This window comes from Streptomyces sp. NPDC058678 (genome assembly GCF_042714835.1).
GTDB lineage: Bacteria > Actinomycetota > Actinomycetes > Streptomycetales > Streptomycetaceae > Streptomyces.
Map to the genome: position 1 here is coordinate 24,090 of NZ_JBHXSG010000003.1, position 19,031 is coordinate 43,120.

A 19,031-nucleotide genomic window follows, 5' to 3' on the forward strand; every position below is an offset into this window, starting at 1 on the left:
CGATCGAACATACGATGGGCGGGAACCGGCCCGGTGGCCGCACGACCACGGGTTCACCGTGCCGTACGTGCGATTTCGGGTGGGAGACGTATGACACAGGCCGCGGACGCAGCGCGGACCGTCATCTTGACCGTGGACGACGACCCGGGAGTGTCCCGGGCCGTAGCCCGGGACCTGCGACGGCGCTACGGCGAGTCGTACCGGATCGTGCGCGCCGAGTCCGGCGAGTCCGCGCTGGAGGCCCTGCGCGAGCTGAAGCTGCGCGGTGACCTGGTGGCCGTGATCCTGGCGGACTACCGGATGCCGCAGATGAACGGCATCGAGTTCCTGGAACACGCCCTTGACGTGTATCCGGGTGCCCGGCGGGTGCTGCTGACCGCGTACGCGGACACGAACGCGGCGATCGACGCGATCAACGTCGTCGACCTCGACCACTACCTCCTCAAACCGTGGGACCCGCCCGAGGAGAAGCTGTACCCGGTCCTGGACGACCTCCTGGAGGCATGGCGGTGCAGCGACTACCGGCCGGTGCCCGCCACCAAGGTGGTCGGACACCGCTGGTCGGCGCGTTCGTCGGACGTACGGGAGTTCCTGGCGCGCAACCAGGTGCCGTACCGCTGGTACTCGGCGGACGAGCCCGAGGGGCAGCGCCTGCTGGCGGCGGCCGGGCAGGACGCGACGCGGCTGCCGCTCGTGATCACCCCGGACGGCACGCCCCTGGTCGAACCGGAGGCCCCCGAGCTGGCCGCCCGGGTGGGACTGGCCACGACACCCGAGGCGGACTTCTACGACCTCGTCGTCATCGGCGGCGGCCCGGCCGGGCTCGGCGCGGCCGTGTACGGGGCCTCCGAAGGTCTGCGAACCGTGCTCGTCGAGCGGTCGGCGACCGGCGGGCAGGCCGGACAGAGCTCCCGCATCGAGAACTACCTCGGCTTCCCCGACGGTGTTTCGGGAGCCCAGCTCACCGACCGGGCCCGGCGGCAGGCGACGAAGTTCGGCGCCGAGATCCTCAGCGCGCGCGAAGTGACGGGACTGGAGATCAACGGCGCAGCGCGCGTCGTCCGGTTCTCGGACGGTTCGGCGGTCGCCGCGCACAGCGTGATCCTCGCGACCGGCGTGTCCTACCGGCAGCTCCAGGCCCCCGGCACGACCGACCTGACGGGCTGCGGGGTCTTCTACGGCTCGGCGCTGACCGAGGCGGCCTCCTGCCAGGGCCACGACGTGTACATCGTCGGCGGCGCCAACTCCGCGGGACAGGCGGCGATGTACCTGGCACGGGGCGCCAAGTCGGTGACCCTGCTGGTGCGCGGGGAGTCGCTGACGGCGTCGATGTCGCATTACCTGATCCAGCAGATCGAGGAGTCGCCGAACATCACGGTGCGCTGCCGCACGGTCGTGGAGGCCGCGCACGGCTCCGGGCACCTGGAGCAGCTGACGCTGCGCGACGTCGACAGCGGGCGGACCGAACTGGTCGACGCCCAGTGGATGTTCGTGTTCATCGGCGCGGCCCCGCTGACCGACTGGCTGGACGGCACGGTACTGCGGGACGATCACGGGTTCATCCTGGCCGGGCCCGACCTCACCCCCGACGGGCGACCGCCCGCGGGCTGGGAGCTGGACCGTCCGCCGTACCATCTGGAGACCAGCATTCCCGGCGTGTTCGTCGCGGGTGACGCCCGCGCCGAGTCGGCGAAGCGGGTCGCGTCCGCCGTCGGAGAGGGAGCCATGGCCGTGATGCTCGTCCACCGGTATCTGGAGCAGTCGTGAGCGGGCAGCTCATGCCGTGCAGCCCGCAGGAGATCGGGTCGCTGTTCCTGTTCGAGAAGCTGTCCCCCGAGCAGCTGGGGCGCCTGTGCAGCGAGGGGCGGATCGAGAAGTTCGAGCCCGGTCCCGTCTACACCGAGGGCGAGCACGCCACCTGCTTCTACGTCCTGCTCGAGGGCACGGTCGTACTCTCCCGCCGGGTCGGCGGCGACGACGTGGAGGTCAACCGGACCTCGCAGCGCGGGGTGTACGCGGGATCCATGCAGGCGTATCTGGGTGACCGGGTGCCGCAGATGTACAACAACTCCATGCGCGTCACCGAGCCGACGCGGTTCTTCGTACTGCCCGCGGACACGTTCGCGAGCATCATGCGGGAGTGGTTCCCGATGGCGGTGCATCTGCTGGAGGGGCTGTTCTTCGGTGCGAAGAGCACCCAGCGGGCCATCGGGCAGCGCGAACGGCTGCTGGCGCTGGGCTCGTTGTCCGCCGGTCTCACGCACGAGCTCAACAACCCCGCGGCGGCGGCCGCGCGGGCCACAGCCACGCTGCGGGAACGTGTCGGCAAGATGCGGCACAAGCTGCGGGTGATCTCCGCCGGCTCGTTCTCGCCGGAGACCCTGGCGAACCTCATCGACATCCAGGAACGCACCGCCGAACGCGTCGCCAAGGCACCGTCGTTGAGTCCCCTGGAGGCCTCGGACCGCGAGGACGTCCTCTCCGACTGGCTCGACGACCACGACATTCCCGAGGGCTGGCAGATCGCCCCCACCTTCGTGCAGGCCGGGCTCGACACCGACTGGCTGGACCAGGTCGCCGCCGCCGTGGACGAGGAACTCCTGCCGAGTGCGATCGGGTGGCTCAACTACACGGTCGAGACAGAGCTGTTGATGGACGAGATCGCGGACTCCACCACCCGGATCTCCCATCTGGTCGACGCCGCCAAGCAGTACTCGCAGCTCGACCGGGCCCCGTACCAGGTCGCCGACGTCCACGAACTCCTCGACAGCACCCTGTTGATGCTGTCGGGCAAGATCGGCCCGCGGATCAAGGTCGTCAAGGCGTACGACCGTACGGTCCCGAGGATCCCGGCGTACCCGGCGGAGCTCAACCAGGTGTGGACCAACCTGATCGACAACGCGGTGTCCGCCATCAACAGCGCGGGTGAGGAAGGCACGTTGACCGTGCGGACGGCGCTCGACCACGACCGGCTGCTGGTGGAGTTCCGCGACACCGGGCCCGGCGTGCCGAAGGAGATCCGCGGCCGTATCTTCGACCCGTTCTTCACCACCAAGCCGGTGGGCGAGGGCACCGGGCTCGGCCTGGACATCTCCTGGCGGATCGTCGTCAACAAGCACCACGGCACGCTCCAGGTCGAGTCCGAGCCGGGCGACACCCGATTCCAGGTCCTTCTCCCGCTCACGGCCGCGGAGTCCGACACAGCACCCGAGGAGCCGGCATGACCAGCGACAACGCGATCGACGGAATCGAGCCCGACGTTCCGCCGAGCGGCGCCGGGTGCGTGGAGTGCGACGCGGCCGGTGGGTGGTGGTTCCATCTGCGGCGCTGTGCGCAGTGCGGCCACGTCGGCTGCTGCGACTCGTCGCCGGGCAAGCACGCCACCGGTCACTTCCGGGAGACCGGTCATCCGCTGGTGCAGAGCTTCGAGCCGGGTGAGGGCTGGTACTGGAACTTCGCGACGAACGAGCTGTACGAGGCCGGGCCGGAACTCGCGCCGCCGGCCGACCATCCCGCGGACCAGCCGGCACCGGGGCCCGCGGGGCGGGTTCCGGCGAACTGGGCGGAGACGTTGCGCTGAGTCCCACCCTTGCTGGGCAGGGGTGTTGTCAGTTCCGCGTGCCAGGATGGATGCGTGCCGCAGACCTCGTTCACCACACCGCTCATCGGCCGGGATGAAGAACTCTCCCGCCTCTCCGGGCTGCTCGAGCGCGCCCGGGGCGGTGAGGCGCGCGCGGTCCTGATCGCCGGGGACGCCGGGGTCGGCAAGACGCGGATGCTGGACGAGGTGGCCGGGCGGGCCGCCGGGGCCGGGATGACGGTGCTCACCGGGCACTGCGTGGACCTCGGTGACGTCGGTCTGCCGTATCTGCCGTTCACCGAGGTCCTCGGTGTGCTCGCGGGCGACGAGCGGTTCGCGGGCGCCCTCGCCGGGCATCCGGTGGTCGACCGGCTGCTGGGCGGCGGCACGGACGCCGTGCGGGACGTGGGCGGACGGCTGCGGCTGTTCGAGGACATCGCGGGGCTGCTGGCCGATCTGGCGGACATCGCTCCCCTGCTGCTCGTCCTGGAGGACCTGCACTGGGCCGACCAGTCCTCCCGGGACCTCCTGCGGTTCCTCCTCAGCCGGGGCATCCTCCAGCGGGCGGCGGGCGGCGCGCCCACGCACCGGCTGGCGGTGTTCGCCTCCTACCGAGCCGATGACCTGCACCGCCGCCATCCGCTGCGTCCGCTGCTGGCCGAACTGGTGCGGCTGCCCGCCGTGGAACGGCTGGAGCTACGGCCCATGGCGGATGCCGAGGTGGCGCGCCTGGTGCGCGCGGTGGAGGACCGTCCGCTCCCGGACGCCACGGTCCGCCGGATCGTCGAGCGCGCCGAGGGCAACGCCTTCTACGCGGAGGAACTGGTCGCCGCCACGGAGACGGACGTCGGCGGGGTTCCCAGTGGTCTCGCGGACGTCCTCCTCATCCGTTTCGAGCAGCTCTCCGACACCGCCCAGCAGGTGCTGCGCACGGCCGCGGTCGCCGGGCGCCGCGTCGAGCACGACCTGTTGCGGGAGGCCGTGGGACTCCCCGAGGACGAGCTGGAGTCGGCGCTGCGCGAGGCCGTGGGGCGGCAACTGCTGACACCCGGGGACGGCGACACGTACGCCTTCCGGCACGCCCTGGCCCGCGAGGCGGTGTACGCGGATCTGCTCCCGGGTGAGCGGTCCCGGCTGCACGGCGCGTTCGCGCGGCTGCTCGCCGGTCGGGGACACCGGACCGAGAGCGCCGCCGAGCGCGCCCACCACTACCGGGAGAGCCACGACCTGCCCGAGGCACTCGCCGCCTCGCTGGAGGCCGCGGACCACGCCCAGCGGGTCGGCGCGCCCGCCGAGGAGCTACGACACCTCGAAGCCGCCCTGAACCTGTGGTCGGCGGTGGAACCGACGGCGCGGCCCACCGGGGAGGGCGTCGACCGGGTGACGCTCACCCTGCGCGCCTCCGCGGCGGCCGCGCACGCCGGTGAGGCACACCGGGCGGTGTCCCTCACCCGGGCCGCGCTCGCGGGTATCGGTCAGGACGCGGACTCCGAGCTGGCCGCCCGGGTGCGGTACACACTCGCCGGGAACCTGATCACCGTCGACAGTCTGACCGCCGCCTTCGCCTACAGCAGCGAGGCGCTCGCCCTGATCCCCGCCGATCCGCCGTCCCGCACCTGGGTGTGGGCGGCGGCCACCCACGTCATGGCGGCGCGTCAGGTCGGTGCGAACGAGACCGCGTTGCGGGTCGCCCGGCAGGCCCTGGCCATCGCCGAGCAACTGGACGTGGCGGACGCCCGGGCCGACCTGCTCGTCTCCCTGGCCGCTCTCGAAGGGGGCGGCCGCCGCACCCCGGAGGGCCGGGAGCGGCTGCGGGAGGCCCGGGACCTCGCGCGGGGTTCGGGCAACGCGCCGGTGGAGATGCGCGCCCTGTTCAACCTCGCCGTCGGCTGCTTCGAGTCGGGTGACCTCGACGAGTGTCTGCCGTGGCTGACCGAGGGGCTTGACCGGGCCCGGCGCGCGGGGCTGCTGTCCTCGCCGTATCCGCTGGAGATGCGTTATCTCCGGCTGCTGGTGCTGTACACGCTGGGCCGCTGGGACGAGTGCGTCGGCGCGGCGACCTCGGACGCCGAGGTACTGCCGGCGGCCGGGAGCTACACGGTCGGGCCCGCGTTGTACGTGGCGCTGGCGCGCGGTGACCTCAAGGCCGCCGACCGGGCCTGCGCCCTGTTGGAGGGGCCGTTCGACTGGATGGGCACGCTGGTCGCGGGCATCGTGCTGACCGACGCGGCGGCGCAGCGGGGGAAGCCGGAGGCGGCCGTGGAGCGGATGCGGTCCACCGTCGCGGCCCTCACCGACGACGCGGGCACCCTTCCGGACGTCACGGTCCGGCTGGCCGCCCTCGCGCTGTCCGCGGTGGCCGACCGGGCCGTCGCACTCCGCCGCACCGGGGACGAGGCCGGGGCGCGCGCCTGGGCGGCCACGGCGACCGAACTCCGCGACCTGGCCCGCGTCACGGCCGTGCGCGGCGACGACGGCACACCGCAGGGGCCGGAGGGGCAGGCTTGGCTGGCCCGCACGGAGGCGGAGTGGGCGCGCACCGTGACCGGGCCGGACGCGGCGGCCTGGGCGAAGGCGGTCGAGGCGTTCGACTTCGGCGACGTGTACGAGCGGGCGCGCTGCCAACTGCGACTGGCGGAGGCCCTGTTGGCTGCCGACCGGCGTGAGGAGGCGGCCGTACAGGCCCGCGCGGCCCGGGAGACGGCCTTGCGCTTCAAAGCGACACCGCTCCTCGATCAGCTGAACTCCCTGATCCGCCGCGGCCGCCTGTCGGACACCCCGTCCGCCGCCGACCGTGCCGCGATCCTCACCGCCCGCGAACAGGACGTGCTGCGGCTCCTCGCCCTCGGCCGCAGCAACCGGCAGATCGGCGAGGAGCTGTTCATCAGCGGCAAGACGGCGAGCGTCCATGTTTCCAACATCCTCGCCAAGTTGGGCGCGGCGAGCCGTACGGAGGCGGTGGCCGTCGCCTACCGGGAGGGCCTGATCACCCCGGAGCCGAGCGGATCGGGCCGCGGGTCGTCGTCCTGAGCTACGGCAGCGGGTCGGCGCAGTCCAAGCTCTCGAGATCGACGGCGTCGGCCATCGCCTGCATTCCCTTGTCGTTGGGGTGCAGGTGATCGCCTCCGTCGAAGGTGGGGTGGATGCGCTCGGGGTCGTAGGGGCTTCGGAGGATGCGGTCGAAATCGGTGACGGTGTCGAACTCGCCGCTGGTGCGGATGAATTCGTTGACCTCCCGGCGTACGGCCTCGGCGTCCGGGTCCCATTCGGACCAGCCCTCGAAGGGGCCGACGGTGGCCGCGGCGACGCACTTGCCGGCCGCGTGCGCCCGGTCGGTGATCTCGCGGTAGCCCTCGATCAGGTCGTCCGCCGTGACGCCCGTGTGGGCCTTGATGTCGTTGACGCCCTCGAAGAGGAACACGGTGCGCAGGCCGGGCTGGGAGAGCACGTCCCGGTCCAGCCGGTTCAGGGCACTTCGTCCGGCACCGTCGGCGAGAACCTTGTTGCCGGCGATGCCCTCGTTGGCGACGCCCTTGACCGAGGTGTCCGCCCGTTGGAGGCGGCGTGCGAGATAGTCGGGCCAGCGCCGGTTCCGGTCGCTGGTGGACTGCCAGCCGTCGGTGACGGAGTCGCCGAGGGCGATGACGGCTCCGGTGTCCGCGCCGGCCCGGACGGAGACCGCGTCGAGGTAGAACCAGGAGCCGGTGGTCTCCGTCCAGCTCGCGGCGCTCTCCTCGGCGGTGTGGTCGCCCCGGGTGACGTAGGACGTCTGCATGGCCATCCAGTGACCGGTCGCCGGGCCCGCCGCGTCGGACGTGTGGAGGCTGACCACCAGGTTGCTCGCGGCGGGCAGCCTGCCCGGCAGCGGGTCGCTCAGTACGGTCTCCCCGGCGGGGACGGTGACGGAGCGAGCCCCGCCGAAGGTCAGCCTCCGGTTGCTGCCGCGGACCAGTTCGGCGCCTTTTTTCTGGAGGCCGGCGTACACGCTGTCGAAGGTGACCGGGCGGTCCCCGAAGGCGTTGGAGAGCCGGATCCGCGGATCGCGGCCCCCGACGCTGGTGTGCACGACCAACCGGTAGCCGCGGTCGGCGGCGGCCTCGCCGAAGCGGTCGGCGCTCGCTCCCCAGGTGATCACGCCGGCGGGGACGTCGAAGGTTCCGGCCGGTGTGGACGTGGACTGGCAGGCGGAGGCCAGCAGCAGGACGACGACCGCGCGGCCCGCACGCGCGAGGCGGACCTTCACGGTGCGAGATCCTGCAACGTGACGGACTCTCCGGGCTTCAGGCTCACGGTACGGACCCTATCGCCGTATGCCACTGCGGTGGTCCGGCCACCCACGCCACGGATCCGTGCCCGGGTCCGCCGGCCGCCCCGCCGGTCCAGCTCGACGCGGCAGCCGCCGGCACCGGCCCCGGTGAGGGAGCCGAACTGCGCCCGCGCTTCGGACAGGGCCGGGAGGAGGTCGCGTCCGGGCAGTTGCCGGAAGGGCGGTCGGTGTCCCTGGGGGCTCCGCTCCGGGGAGGCGGTCAGGACGACTTCGGGACGTCGATGCGGTCGATGTCAGGGGCGTAGCCCGGACCGCTGTCGAAGGTGATCGTGTTGCTGCCCGCCTTCAGCGTGACCGGCACGCCGACCGTCTCGACGGTTCCCCAGTCGCCGGTGGACGGGAACTTGTGGCGGGTGACACCCCCGGTGTTGGCGTAGACGTCGACCGAGCGGGCGTCACCGCTGACGTAGGCCACCTTGACCCAGTAGGTGCCGGCCCTGGCCACGACGACGTCGTTGAAGCGGAGCTTGCCGCCGAGGTACAGGTTGCCGACCTTCGTGCCACCGGAGCAGGTGGAGCAGCCGGTGCGGGAGGCGTTGCCGGTGAGAGTGTTCGCCGGGGACTCGGCCTCGTAGGCGGTCGCGGTGAGCGCACTGCCCCGAGGGATGACGGTGAACAGGCGGGAGCCGTGGGCGGGGAGGGTCTGGGTGACCTTGTTCTTGTACGTGCCGAGGTTCTCGTGGTTCCACAGGTCCCGGACGGCCGCCTTACCGGTGAAGCCGAGGGTGGACCAGTCGGCGGTGACGGCGGCTGGTGCGTCGGCGAGGTTGAACAGGGCGACGGTGTAGGTGCCGTCGGGGTTCTTCGCGGCCCACACCTGCTGGGGATCGGAGGGGGTGACGGGGCGTGCGGGCGGGGTGGCGCCCTGGTTGACGGCGATGACCTCGCGGTTGGTCAGCAGGGACAGCCCGTAGGAGTCGAGGCGGGTGAGGTCGTCGCCGGTGTAGAGGGGGGACTTGGCGATGGCCCACAGGGTGGCGTAGCTCTGCCGCTCGGCCTTGGTGAGGCCGTCCATCTCGCCGTTTCCGACGTCCAGGGCGTCGAGGTCGTTCCAGCCGCCGGGGCCGGCGTGCCGGGTCCAGGCGGGGGCGTCGTCCCAGCGGTCGTCGACGGAGTTCTCCCAGCTGACCAGGGTGTTGCAGTAGCACTCGACGTCGGTGTCGATGCGCCAGCCGTTGGAGTAGCTCTTCCAGTCGGCGGCGTGGCCGATGTCGAGGGACCAGGACAGTTCGAGGTGGATCGGCCGGCCGGTGGCGGCGATCGCCTTGTGCCAGGCGGCCACGTCGGCAACGTTGTCGTACTGGTCGCCGCTCTTGCCGGAACCGGGGCCGACGCCGTCGAGCTTGAGGAAGTCGTATCCCCAGTCGGCGATGAGCTGCGCCTGGGAGTCGATGTACTTCTGGGTGCAGGGACGGGCGAAGTCGAGCTTGTACGAGCTGTCCCAGCCGTTGGTGGTGCGCAGGTCGTCGTAGACGATGTCGGCGGTCGTGCAGCCGTCGGCGTTCCGGACGGGGACCTTGCCGGCGCCGTACGCCTCCTTCTCCAGGCCGGCGGGCAGGTAGATGCCGGCCTTGAGGCCCTTGGCGTGGATGCGGTCGGCCACGGCCTTCATACCGCTGGGGAAACGGACCGGGTCGGCCTTCTGGCGCCCGTACTCGTCGAACCCGGGCTTCCAGGTGCTGTCGCGCCACCAACCGGCGTCGATGTTGACGTACTCGTAGCCGTACTTCTTGAGCTTTGCGGCCATGGCGTCGGTCTGCTTGAGGACGTTCACCTCGGTCAGGTAGCTGTAGTCGCCGTCCGGGTTGAGGCCGGGGTACTTGGACGACTGCATGCTCCAGCTGGACCAGCCCATGTAGGGCTTGGCCGCGAGGGCGGGCGCCGGGGCGGTGTCCGCGTGAGCCGCCGCAGGCGCGGCGGGGGCCGGGGCGGTGTCCGCGTGAGCCGCGGGCGCGGCGGCCGCCGTGAGGGCGAGCACCACCACGGCTGTCAGGGCGCGTGCGGGCAGGACGGAGTACGAGGATGACCACATGGGTCGTACCTCCTGGGTGTCGGCTCTGTGGGTGGGTGACTAGCTGTCGGCTCGGATGAAGGACTGGATCGCGGTGGCCGCGGCCCCGCGGGCCCACTCCTCGAAGGGCAGCGGGCGGGTCTGTACGTCGCACCGCGCGGCGGAGCCGAAGGCGGCCGCGGCGAAGGCGTCGCGGATCTGCTCCGCGAACAGGTCGTGGGCGGCCAGCCCCTCGCCGGAGATGATCACGCGCTCGGGGCCGAGCAGGTTGGCCACGGTGGCGATGCCGCGGCCGATCGCCTCTCCCGCGCGCGCGTAGGCCTCGCGGGCTCCGGCGACCCCGCCGCGGGCGAGGCGTACGGCCTCCGCGGTGTCGTTGACGTCGAAGCCCGTGGTCTCGCGGATCCGCCGGAGGATCGCGGCGTCCCCCGCGATGGCCTCCACGCAGCCGTGGTTGCCGCAGTGGCACAGGGGGCCGGTCGGGTCGACGGTCACATGGCCGATCTCGCCGGCCACCCCGTGCGCGCCGGCGACCACCCGGCCGTGCACGACGAGGCCGCAGCCGATGCCGGCGCCGACCGTCACCACGGCGAAGTCGGACAGGCCAGCGCCCGCGCCGAACCACTGCTCCGCCACGGTCAGGGCACGCACATCGTTGTCCACAGTGACCGGCAAGCCCGTGGTCATGGCGGCGAGTTCGGCCAGCGGGACGTCGCGCCACTCAAGGAACGGCGAGTAGCGGACCACTCCCGCGCCGCGGTCGACGTCGCCGGAGACGGCGATGCCGAGACCCAGGACCCCCGCTCCGACGCCGTCCGCCTCGGCCAGCAACTCCTGGACCACCTCCCCGGTCGCGGCCAGCACCACCTTGAGGTCACGGTCCGTCAGCGGTACGTGGCGGGCGGCGCGGATCCGGCAGCACAGATCGGTGAGCACGCCGATGATCTCGTCGCCGGTCACCTTGATCCCGAGGAACAGCGCCCGCCCGCCGTCGACCCTCACGAGGTTCGCGGGCCGCCCGAGCACGGGGCGCGCCTCCTCGGCGGCGTCCTCCACGAGGTACCCGGCCTCGATCAGCGGCCGGACCGCCTTGGTGACGGCGGCCGGTGACAGCCCGGCGCGCCGGGCCAGCTCCAGGCGGGTGAGGGGGCCTTGGGACAGCGCGGTGGTGAAGATCTGTGCGGCGGCCGGGGTGTTGGCGGGGAAGGTCTCGGCCCGGTGAGTCTGGCGCATGGCCGGGAACCTAGAGGGGTTCTTTTCCGTCGTCAATAAAAGAAGCAGAATTCGCGGGCCGCCGGACTGTCGGTCCCCCACGGCACAATCGCCGCATGACGACGCCCCATTGGCACGAGCTGACCCACGCCTACGGCTCCGCCGAGGACGTTCCGGCCCTCTTCGCCCGCCTCGGCGGACCTGAGGACGAGGCCGTGTGGAACGACCTCTGGTCCGCACTGTGCCACCAGGGGGACGTGTACGAGGCGAGCTGGATGGCGATGCCCGCCCTCAGGGACATCGCGCTGGGCCGCGCGCCCGGCGAGCCGATACAGGCGGTGCTCATGGCCGGGCTGATCGCGTCCGACCAGGACGCGGCACGCTGGGCCCGGTTCGCGCGAGAGATCGGCGAACTGCTGGGAGTCGCACGTGGCTTGCTCGACGACCCCACTGTGGACGAGAGCTCCTTCGCCTACCTGCTGCAGTCCGTCCTCGCCTTCGAGGGCGTTCCCGTGTGGTCACGGGAGCTGGAGGGGGTGTGTGACGGGGAGTACGAACTCGACTGCCCGGGGTGCGAGGACGGCCTCTTCGTCGCCTTCGGCTCGTACGGGACCTTCGCCGTGGCCGGTGACTACGTCGGCCCCGGCGCCGTGGGCGAGGAGGGGCGGGCCGAGCTCGTACCCGCGACCCCGGACCAACTGGAGGGCATCGGGGCCCGGCTGCACCAGGCGGCGGCGAGGGCGGGCCGGCCGGAGGTCGCCCAGGCGCTGACGTATGTGTTCGGCGAGGCCCGATGCCCGTCCTGCGATGTCGTGTTCTCCGTGTCCGAACAGGTGGAACGACGGTGGACCTAGACCCGAAATGGTCGGTTTTGGGCGCTTCGGCAGCGATACTGCGCGCATCCGCATCGCGCAGTGATCACCGAGTGACCAGGTGACCAGGGTGACCAACCGTGTGGCCACTGTGCCGATGTGACTCCCCGACAGGACAGGAGTCAGTCGCATGGCATCAGCAACAGTGCGCAGGAGCGCGGTGGTGGGGGCGGTTCTGCTGTCCCTGCTGGCGGTTCCCGCGCATGCCGTACCCCGGGCATCGACGGCCTCCGAGGCCGACACCACCTCGGCCGGCACCCTGCCGAAACCCGACCTCACCGGTCTGCGGAGCGTCCTGCGCACGGCGCTGGAGCAGGGGGCGCCCGGCGCGATGGCACGGATCGACAGCGGTGGCACGGTACGTCTGGCCGCCGCGGGCGTCGCCGACCGCGAGACCGAACGGGCCATCGGCAACACGGACCGTTTCCGCATCGGCAGCGTCACCAAGATCTTCACCTCGACGGTGCTCCTGCAACTGGTCGACGAGAAGAAGCTCACGCTCGACTCCTCGGTCAACCGCCATCTGCCGGGGCTGCTGCCCGACAGCCGGATCACCGTGCGGCACGTGCTGAGCCATCGCAGCGGACTGTACGACTACACGGGCGAGATGTTCGCGAGGACGGTCCCGGGCTTCGAGGCGGTCCGTACGAAGGTCTTCACCCCGCGGCAGCTGGTGGACCAGTCGCTGCGCCGACCGCCGACCCACACGCCGGGCGCCGTCTACTCCTACTCCAACACCAACTTCGTCATCGCGGGGATGCTCGTCGAGAAGCTGACCGGCCGCTCCGTCGGAACCGAGTACCAGAACCGGATCATCACGCCCCTGCAGCTGCGGGACACCTTCTACGTGCACCCCGCCACGGAGATCCCCGGCCGCCACGCGCGCGGGTACCTCACCCCCGACCAGACGGGCGGCGCGCTGGTCGACGCCACCAGACAGACGGCGTCCTGGGCGCAGAGCGCGGGCGCGCTCATCTCCAGCACCCGGGATCTCAACACCTTCCTCACCGCACTGCTCGGCGGCCGCCTGACCTCGGTCGCGCAACTGGCACAGATGCAGCGGTGGGTGCCGGCGGGCAGCAATCAGTCCTACGGGCTCGGGCTGCGCCGCCGCAGCCTGTCGTGCGGTGTGTCCGTGTACGGCCACACGGGTGCCGTCCAGGGCTACTACACATTCGCCTTCACCACGAAGCACGGCGGGCGCAGCCTCAGCGCACTCGCCACCACGTCCAACAACGGTACGGTCCTCAACACGATGCTGGGCACGCTGGAGTCCGCGTTCTGCGGCAAGCGGACCAAGGCGACGCGTGGATCCGTCACGCCACTCGAACGGCACGAGGACCTCGCTCCGCAGATCACCCTGGACTGACCGCCGGCCGTACGGACGGGGAACGCTCACCTGCCGACGCACGTTGTCCGGACGACCCCCCAGGGGCCCCGAACGACGACATCAGGGCGGCACGATGAGCGAATTGGTCCCCGGGGGCAATCTGCCTCTCCCGGACGGTGCCGTGACCGTCCGGGTGCCCGGCCCGTTCGACGTGTCCGCGCTGATCACGGACGACGGCGGCAAGGTCCGGGGCGACGACGACTTCGTCTTCTACAACCAGCCGGCCGCTCCGGGCGCCCGTCTGCACGGCGACACGCTGACCGTCGATCCGCCGGGCCTGCGTGCCGGCGCCACCCGGGTCACGGTGGTGGTCAGCGCCGCCGATCCCGCCACTCCCCTGGGCCGGCTGCCCGTCCCCACCCTGCACGTCACCGGCGCGGGCGGCCGCTCCCTCGCCCGGTTCGCCCCGCCCCGCCCTCGCCAGGAGACCGTCCTGCTCCTCGCGGAGCTCTACCGACGCGGCGACGGGTGGAAGCTGCGAGCACTGGGGCAGGGCTACGCCGACGGCCTGGCCGGTCTGGCCCGCGACTTCGGAGTGGACGTCGCGGACGACCCATCGCCGCCGCCGACCCGCTCGACGCCGTCCGCCACGTCGACGACGCCCCGGCCGACACCGAACGCTCCCTCCGCGACACGCCCGGGACGCCCGACACCCGGCGCACCAACCCTGACCCGACCGGCACCCCGCGTCCCTCCCCCGGCCCGCCCGGCACCGACGCCGGCCGCCCCCGAACCCGACGGCTTCCTCGGGCTGGTCAACTCCGCCCGTACCTCCGTCGGTTCGCCCCCGGTCTCCCTCGACGCACGGCTCGCCGCCGCGGCGCGCGCCCACGCGGCCGCCATGGCCTCGGCCGGGCAGCTCGGCGTTCAGGGCGCGGACGGCGTCTCCGTCCACCAGCGCGTCACAGCCGCCGGATACGCCTATGTCACGGTCGGCGAGCACCTGGTCTCCGGCCCGCGCACCCCTGCCGAGTTCGTGGCGTACTGCCTGCGGACCGAACAGCCCCGACGCACCCTGCACGACCCGGCGTTCACGGACGTCGGCCTGGCGTACGTCACGGATGCCCGATCGGGCGACACGTACTGGACCGCTCTGTGGGCGAGGCCCCTCACGCCCGCCGAGCTGGCGCGGGCGCAGGCCGATGTCGTCGCGCTCACCAACCGGGAGCGTGCCCGGGCCGGGTTGCCGCCGCTCGCGGTGGATCCGCTGCTGGCCGCCGCCGCGCAGGCGTACAGCACGGACATGGCGGCCCGCGCCTTCTACTCCCACACCTCGCCCGAAGGCACTCAGCCATGGGACCGGGCCGCCGCCGCGGGCTCCACCCGGCGTTCGATCGGCGAGAACATCGCCTGTGGCCAGCGCTCCGCGGCCGAGGTCGTCGAGGGCTGGATGAACAGCCCGGGGCACCGTGCCAACATCCTCAAGCCCGCGTTCACCCACATAGGGGTCGGCTTCGCGGGCGGCGGCCCGGCGGGCACGTACTGGACACAGCTGTTCGGCGCCTGAGGGGGCCGTTTTCGAGGCAGCCGCTCCCGAGACAGCCGTATCCGGAAAGCGCCCCGGCTCGCGATCTTGGCGGAACGCATCCCTCCGGGACAGGATGCCTGCATGAAGGGTGACCTGTTTTCCAGCGAGCACATGGTGCAGCCTGCCGCCGCGCCGGGTATGACGGTCCAGAACTCCAAGTGCGTCAAGTACGCGGTGAACGGCGAGATGCTCGCCCGTCAGGGGGCTATGGTCGCCTACCGCGGCAATCTCCAGTTCGAGCGCAAGGGCCAGGGCGTGGGCGGCATGCTCAAGCGCGCGGTCACCGGTGAGGGGCTTCCCCTGATGGCGGTGCGCGGGCAGGGCGAGGCCTGGTTCGCGCACGAGGCGCAGAACTGCTTCGTCGTCGAGATCGACCCCGGCGACGAGTTCACCGTCAACGGCCGCAACGTCCTGTGCTTCGACGCCTCGTTGTCGTACCGGATCGCCACCGTGAAGGGTGCCGGCATGACCGGGGGCGGCCTGTTCAACAGTGTGTTCACCGGGCACGGCAAGCTGGGCCTGGTGTGTGACGGCGATCCGCTGGTCATTCCGGTCTCGCCGCAGTATCCGGTGTACGTCGACACGGACGCGGTCGTCGGCTGGACGGCGGGGCTGCAAACCTCCCTGCACCGTTCGCAGTCCATCGGATCGATGCTGCGCGGCGGTTCCGGCGAGGCCGTGCAGCTGATGCTCCAGGGCCAGGGACATGTCGTCGTCCGGCCGAGCGAGGCCACGCCCCAGAAACCCCAGCAGCACTGAGGCGTCGTGAGGTGATCTGCGCCTCACGGGCAACCCGTTCGGCTCCGTCCGCGTCTTGATCGGCGACAGACCAGGCCCCGGCTTTCGGGCCGGGGCTGATTTCCGACGGACTATACCCGCCGTGTATACACGCGATTTATACACGCGTTGTATAGACGACGGGCCATACGGACCGAAAGGCATGCATGTACGGCAAGGCATTCGCCCCGGAGTACCAGGGCGCCCTCACCACCCTGTCCGTGAACTCCTCGCTGACCGACGTACTGGCCGCCGGCACCGAGCAGTTGCGGGCCGCCGAGCGCACCGGACAGCACGGGGAGGCCGCCCGCTCCGGGCTCGCGGTCGCCGAGGCGCACCGCCGGCTGGGCCGGATCGCGGAGGCGGACCGGGCGTGGAAGGCGAGTTACCGGGCGGCCCGGGCGGCCGGGGACCTCGCGGCGATGGCCTGGGCGCTGTGGAGCGGCGGCACACTGGCCCGGCAGCGCGGCGCCCTGGCCCTGGCCCGGCGACTCCTGGAGCTCGCGGCCGAACTCGGTGAGCGCGGCCAGGACGTCGTCGTCCGCGGCTACTCGCTGGCGGGCCTGGCCGAGACCGGCCGTATCCAGGGCGATTACGAGGCCGTCGGCAGGCTGCACGAGCAGTTGCTCGCCGAGGCCCGCCGGCGCGGCGAGGCGCGGCACACGGTGTGGGCGCTGGAGGGCATCGCGCAGATGCACCGCAACACCGGTGCGTACGACACGGCGTACGCGATGTTCGAGGAGGCGGCCGGTATCGCCGCGGGCGCCGAGGACCGGCGGGGGCACGCCTGGGCACTGCGCGGGCTCGCCGACGTCGTCTCCGTGCGCGACGGCGACACCGAGCGGGCGCTCGCCCTGCTGTCCGAGGCGGAGACGACGTGCCGGACGATGAAGCTGTCCAGCGCGCTGGCGTACAACCACAAGATGCGCGGCAACGTCCTCTACCGCGCCGGGCGTTACACCGAGGCCCGAGATCTGTACGAGCGGGCTCTGGCGGAGTTCCGTGCGATGAGCGAGCCGCGCGGGGAGGCGCTGGCCCGGCTCGGGCTGGCCAAGTCGCTGGCCCGGCTCGGCCGCGACCGCGCCGAGACGGCGGCCGAACTGACGGACCTGACGCGCGTGTTGGAGCGGATCGGGTTGCGGCACGCGCGGGAGATGGTGGCGCGGGCGCAGGACGAGTTCGGCCTGCGGACCGAGGCCGTACGGTGACCGCGCTGACGTCGGCCGTAGCCGCGCCCGAAGTCCTCGACCGCTGCCGCGCGTTGGTGCGGCCCGCGTTACGGAAAGCCGTCGGGCGGATGCATCCGTGGGTCGCTGAGATGGCCGCGTACTCCTTCGGCTGGTGCGAGGTGGGCGGCGGGCCCGCCGTCGCTCCCGGCGGAAAGGGGGTGCGGCAGGCACTCGCCGTGCTCGGGGCCGAGGCAGCCGGTGCGTCGGGGCGGGCCGGGGTGCCCGCGGCGGTCGCGGCGGAGCTGGTGCACGCCTTCTCCCTGCTGCACGACGACATCATGGACGGCGACGCGGCCCGGCGCCGCCGCCCGACCGTGTGGAAGGCGTACGGCACCGGGCCGGCGGTCCTCGCGGGAGACGCGCTGTTCGCCCAGGCCGTCGAGACGCTCGCGGCGACGCCGACGGGCGGCCCCGCGGCCCTGCGTCTGCTGTCCGGGGCGCTGGGCGACCTGGTGCGCGGGCAGGCCGACGACCTGCTGTTCGCCTCGCGTCCGTGGACGGGGCCGCGCCGGGTACGGCCGGACGCGTACCGCACGATGGCCGAACACAAGACCGGCGCGCTACTGGGCTGCGCGGCCGCCCTGGGCGCCCTGCTCGGCGGTGCGCCGCCCGCCACGGTCACCGCGCTCGACCGGGCGGGGCGGCACCTCGGGGTCGCGTTCCAGATCGTCGACGACGTGTTGGGGGTCTGGGGAGATCCGGCCGTCACCGGCAAGCCCGTCCACGGCGATCTGCGGGAGCGGAAGAAGACGTTCCCGGTGCTGGCGGCGCTCGACTCTCCGGGCCCCGCGACCGGACGGCTCGTCGCTCTCCTGGAATCCGCCGAGGAGCCCGAGGAAGCTGCCGCGCTGATCGACGAGGCGGGCGGCCGGGCCGCGGCCCTGGACGAGGCACGCCGTCGGGTCACCGCCGTGGACTCGGCCCTCGCCGACGTGCCGATCGTGTCGGGCGCGGCCGCCGACCTGCGGTCGCTGCTGGACTTCCTCGTGCGGCGCGACCTCTGACACCGGGTTGACCCGCGCCGCGCCGCACGCCAGGGTGCGAGGCGGCGTGGATCATCGCCCCGCGCCGGGAGGATGACACCCTTGATCGGGATCACGGAGATCGAGAACGCGGCCGAGCGGATCGCCGGACACGTCGTACGCACCCCGACAGTGCCGAGCCCCGGCCTGTCCACGCTGCTCGGTGTCCCCGTCACGGCGAAGCTCGAGCTGCTGCAGCGCACCGGCTCCTTCAAGGCGCGCGGGGCGACGGCCAAGCTGCTGTCGCTGAGCGGGGCCGAGCGGGCCGCCGGGGTCGTGGCGGTCAGCGGCGGCAACCACGGGATCGCCCTCGCGGTCATGGCGGCGGCCCTCGACGTGAAGGCGACGGTGGTGATGCCGCGTTCGGCGCCCGCCCGTTCCGTGGAGATCGTGCGGGAGGCGGGCGCCTCGGTGCGGCTGACCGACGACATGGACGGCGCGTTCTCGCTCGTGACCCGACTGCGGGACGAAGGGCTGACGCTGGTGCACCCGTTCGACGACCCTGTGGTGATCGCCGGGCAGGGCACCGTCGGCCTGGAGTTCGCCGAGGACGCCGACGAGCTCACCGACGTCCTCGTGAGTGTCGGGGGCGGCGGACTGATCGCCGGTGTCGCGGCCGCGCTGCGCGCCCGCCGTCCGGGCCTGCGGATCTGGGGTGTGGAGACCGAGGGTGCCGAGGCCATGTCCCGGGCGCTGGCGGTGGGCGGCCCGGTAGCGGTCCCGCTGTCGTCGATCGTGTCCACGCTGAGCGCGCCCTCCGTGTCACAACTGACCTACGACCACGTGTCCGCCCTGGTCACCGAGGTGCTCGTGGTCCCCGACCGGGAGGCCGTGCGGGGTTCGCTCGAACTCGCCGACCACGCCAAGGTGTGGGCCGAACCAGCCGCCGGCTGCCTGCTCCCCGCGGCCCGGCAGGTCCTGGAGCGGGTCGGTGAGGGAGCCCGGCTGGGACTCGTCGTGTGCGGGGGCAACACGACGACCGGTGACGTGCTGGCCTGGTCGGAACGGTTCGGGTTGCGCTGAGACGGGCAACTCCGGTCGTTCGGCGGGCAGTTCCTACTGACCTGTCGTACAGGAGGTGAA

14 protein-coding genes are annotated in these 19,031 nt (G+C 72.3%); 11 read left to right on the forward strand and 3 right to left on the reverse strand.

Going from position 1 to position 19,031, the window contains the following annotated elements; all coding sequences use genetic code 11:
- Positions 1–90: 90 nt before the first annotated feature.
- Genes ACFWWR_RS04490 through ACFWWR_RS04505 form a run of 4 tightly spaced genes read left to right on the forward strand, consistent with a single transcriptional unit; the run spans position 91 to position 6,610 of the window.
- Positions 91–1,767, forward strand: a complete 1,677-nt coding sequence (locus ACFWWR_RS04490) for an FAD-dependent oxidoreductase (RefSeq protein ID WP_383867503.1) — start codon at positions 91–93, stop codon at positions 1,765–1,767.
- Positions 1,764–3,224, forward strand: coding sequence for an ATP-binding protein (locus ACFWWR_RS04495; RefSeq protein WP_384301927.1), 1,461 nt, complete (start codon positions 1,764–1,766; stop codon positions 3,222–3,224). Before ACFWWR_RS04490 ends, ACFWWR_RS04495 begins: the two co-directional genes overlap by 4 nt.
- Positions 3,221–3,580: a UBP-type zinc finger domain-containing protein gene (locus ACFWWR_RS04500; RefSeq protein ID WP_383867499.1), complete on the forward strand. Its 360-nt coding sequence runs from the start codon at positions 3,221–3,223 to the stop codon at positions 3,578–3,580. The genes ACFWWR_RS04495 and ACFWWR_RS04500 overlap by 4 nt, the downstream gene beginning before the upstream one ends.
- 54 nt (positions 3,581–3,634) lie before the next feature.
- On the forward strand, positions 3,635–6,610 hold the full coding sequence (locus tag ACFWWR_RS04505; RefSeq protein WP_384301929.1) for an AAA family ATPase: 2,976 nt from the start codon (positions 3,635–3,637) through the stop codon (positions 6,608–6,610).
- 1 nt (position 6,611) lies between these two features.
- Here ACFWWR_RS04505 and ACFWWR_RS04510 read toward each other — a convergent pair whose 3' ends face one another.
- The 3 genes from ACFWWR_RS04510 to ACFWWR_RS04520 form a co-directional block, all read right to left on the reverse strand.
- Entirely contained in the window at positions 6,612–7,775 is a 1,164-nt protein-coding gene (locus ACFWWR_RS04510; protein WP_384302116.1) for an SGNH/GDSL hydrolase family protein, read from the reverse strand.
- 331 nt (positions 7,776–8,106) lie between these two features.
- On the reverse strand, positions 8,107–9,939 hold the full coding sequence (locus ACFWWR_RS04515) for an alpha-galactosidase D (RefSeq protein ID WP_384301931.1): 1,833 nt from the start codon (positions 9,937–9,939) through the stop codon (positions 8,107–8,109).
- 39 nt (positions 9,940–9,978) lie between these two features.
- Positions 9,979–11,151 (reverse strand): ROK family protein, encoded by a 1,173-nt coding sequence (locus ACFWWR_RS04520; protein WP_384301933.1) that lies wholly within the window; start codon positions 11,149–11,151, stop codon positions 9,979–9,981.
- 95 nt (positions 11,152–11,246) lie between these two features.
- Here ACFWWR_RS04520 and ACFWWR_RS04525 point away from each other — a divergent pair, with 95 nt between their 5' ends.
- From ACFWWR_RS04525 to ACFWWR_RS04555, 7 genes are all read left to right on the forward strand, one after another.
- The gene (locus tag ACFWWR_RS04525) at positions 11,247–11,984 is read left to right on the forward strand and encodes a hypothetical protein (protein ID WP_384301935.1); all 738 of its coding nucleotides are present in this window, start codon (positions 11,247–11,249) and stop codon (positions 11,982–11,984) included.
- A 148-nt stretch (positions 11,985–12,132) separates the two neighbouring features.
- The gene (locus ACFWWR_RS04530) at positions 12,133–13,371 is read left to right on the forward strand and encodes a serine hydrolase domain-containing protein (RefSeq protein WP_384301937.1); all 1,239 of its coding nucleotides are present in this window, start codon (positions 12,133–12,135) and stop codon (positions 13,369–13,371) included.
- Between the two features lie 94 nt (positions 13,372–13,465).
- Positions 13,466–14,899, forward strand: coding sequence for a CAP domain-containing protein (locus tag ACFWWR_RS04535; RefSeq protein WP_384301939.1), 1,434 nt, complete (start codon positions 13,466–13,468; stop codon positions 14,897–14,899).
- Between the two features lie 102 nt (positions 14,900–15,001).
- Positions 15,002–15,679: an AIM24 family protein gene (locus ACFWWR_RS04540; RefSeq protein WP_383867489.1), complete on the forward strand. Its 678-nt coding sequence runs from the start codon at positions 15,002–15,004 to the stop codon at positions 15,677–15,679.
- A gap of 185 nt (positions 15,680–15,864) precedes the next feature.
- Positions 15,865–16,905 carry a tetratricopeptide repeat protein gene (locus ACFWWR_RS04545; protein WP_384301941.1) on the forward strand — a complete coding sequence of 347 codons (1,041 nt, stop codon included), beginning with the start codon at positions 15,865–15,867 and terminating at the stop codon, positions 16,903–16,905.
- Complete coding sequence (locus tag ACFWWR_RS04550) at positions 16,902–17,930, forward strand: polyprenyl synthetase family protein (RefSeq protein WP_384301943.1); 1,029 nt, start codon at positions 16,902–16,904, stop codon at positions 17,928–17,930. Before ACFWWR_RS04545 ends, ACFWWR_RS04550 begins: the two co-directional genes overlap by 4 nt.
- A gap of 81 nt (positions 17,931–18,011) precedes the next feature.
- On the forward strand, positions 18,012–18,971 hold the full coding sequence (locus ACFWWR_RS04555) for a threonine/serine dehydratase (RefSeq protein WP_384301945.1): 960 nt from the start codon (positions 18,012–18,014) through the stop codon (positions 18,969–18,971).
- Positions 18,972–19,031 lie beyond the last annotated feature (60 nt).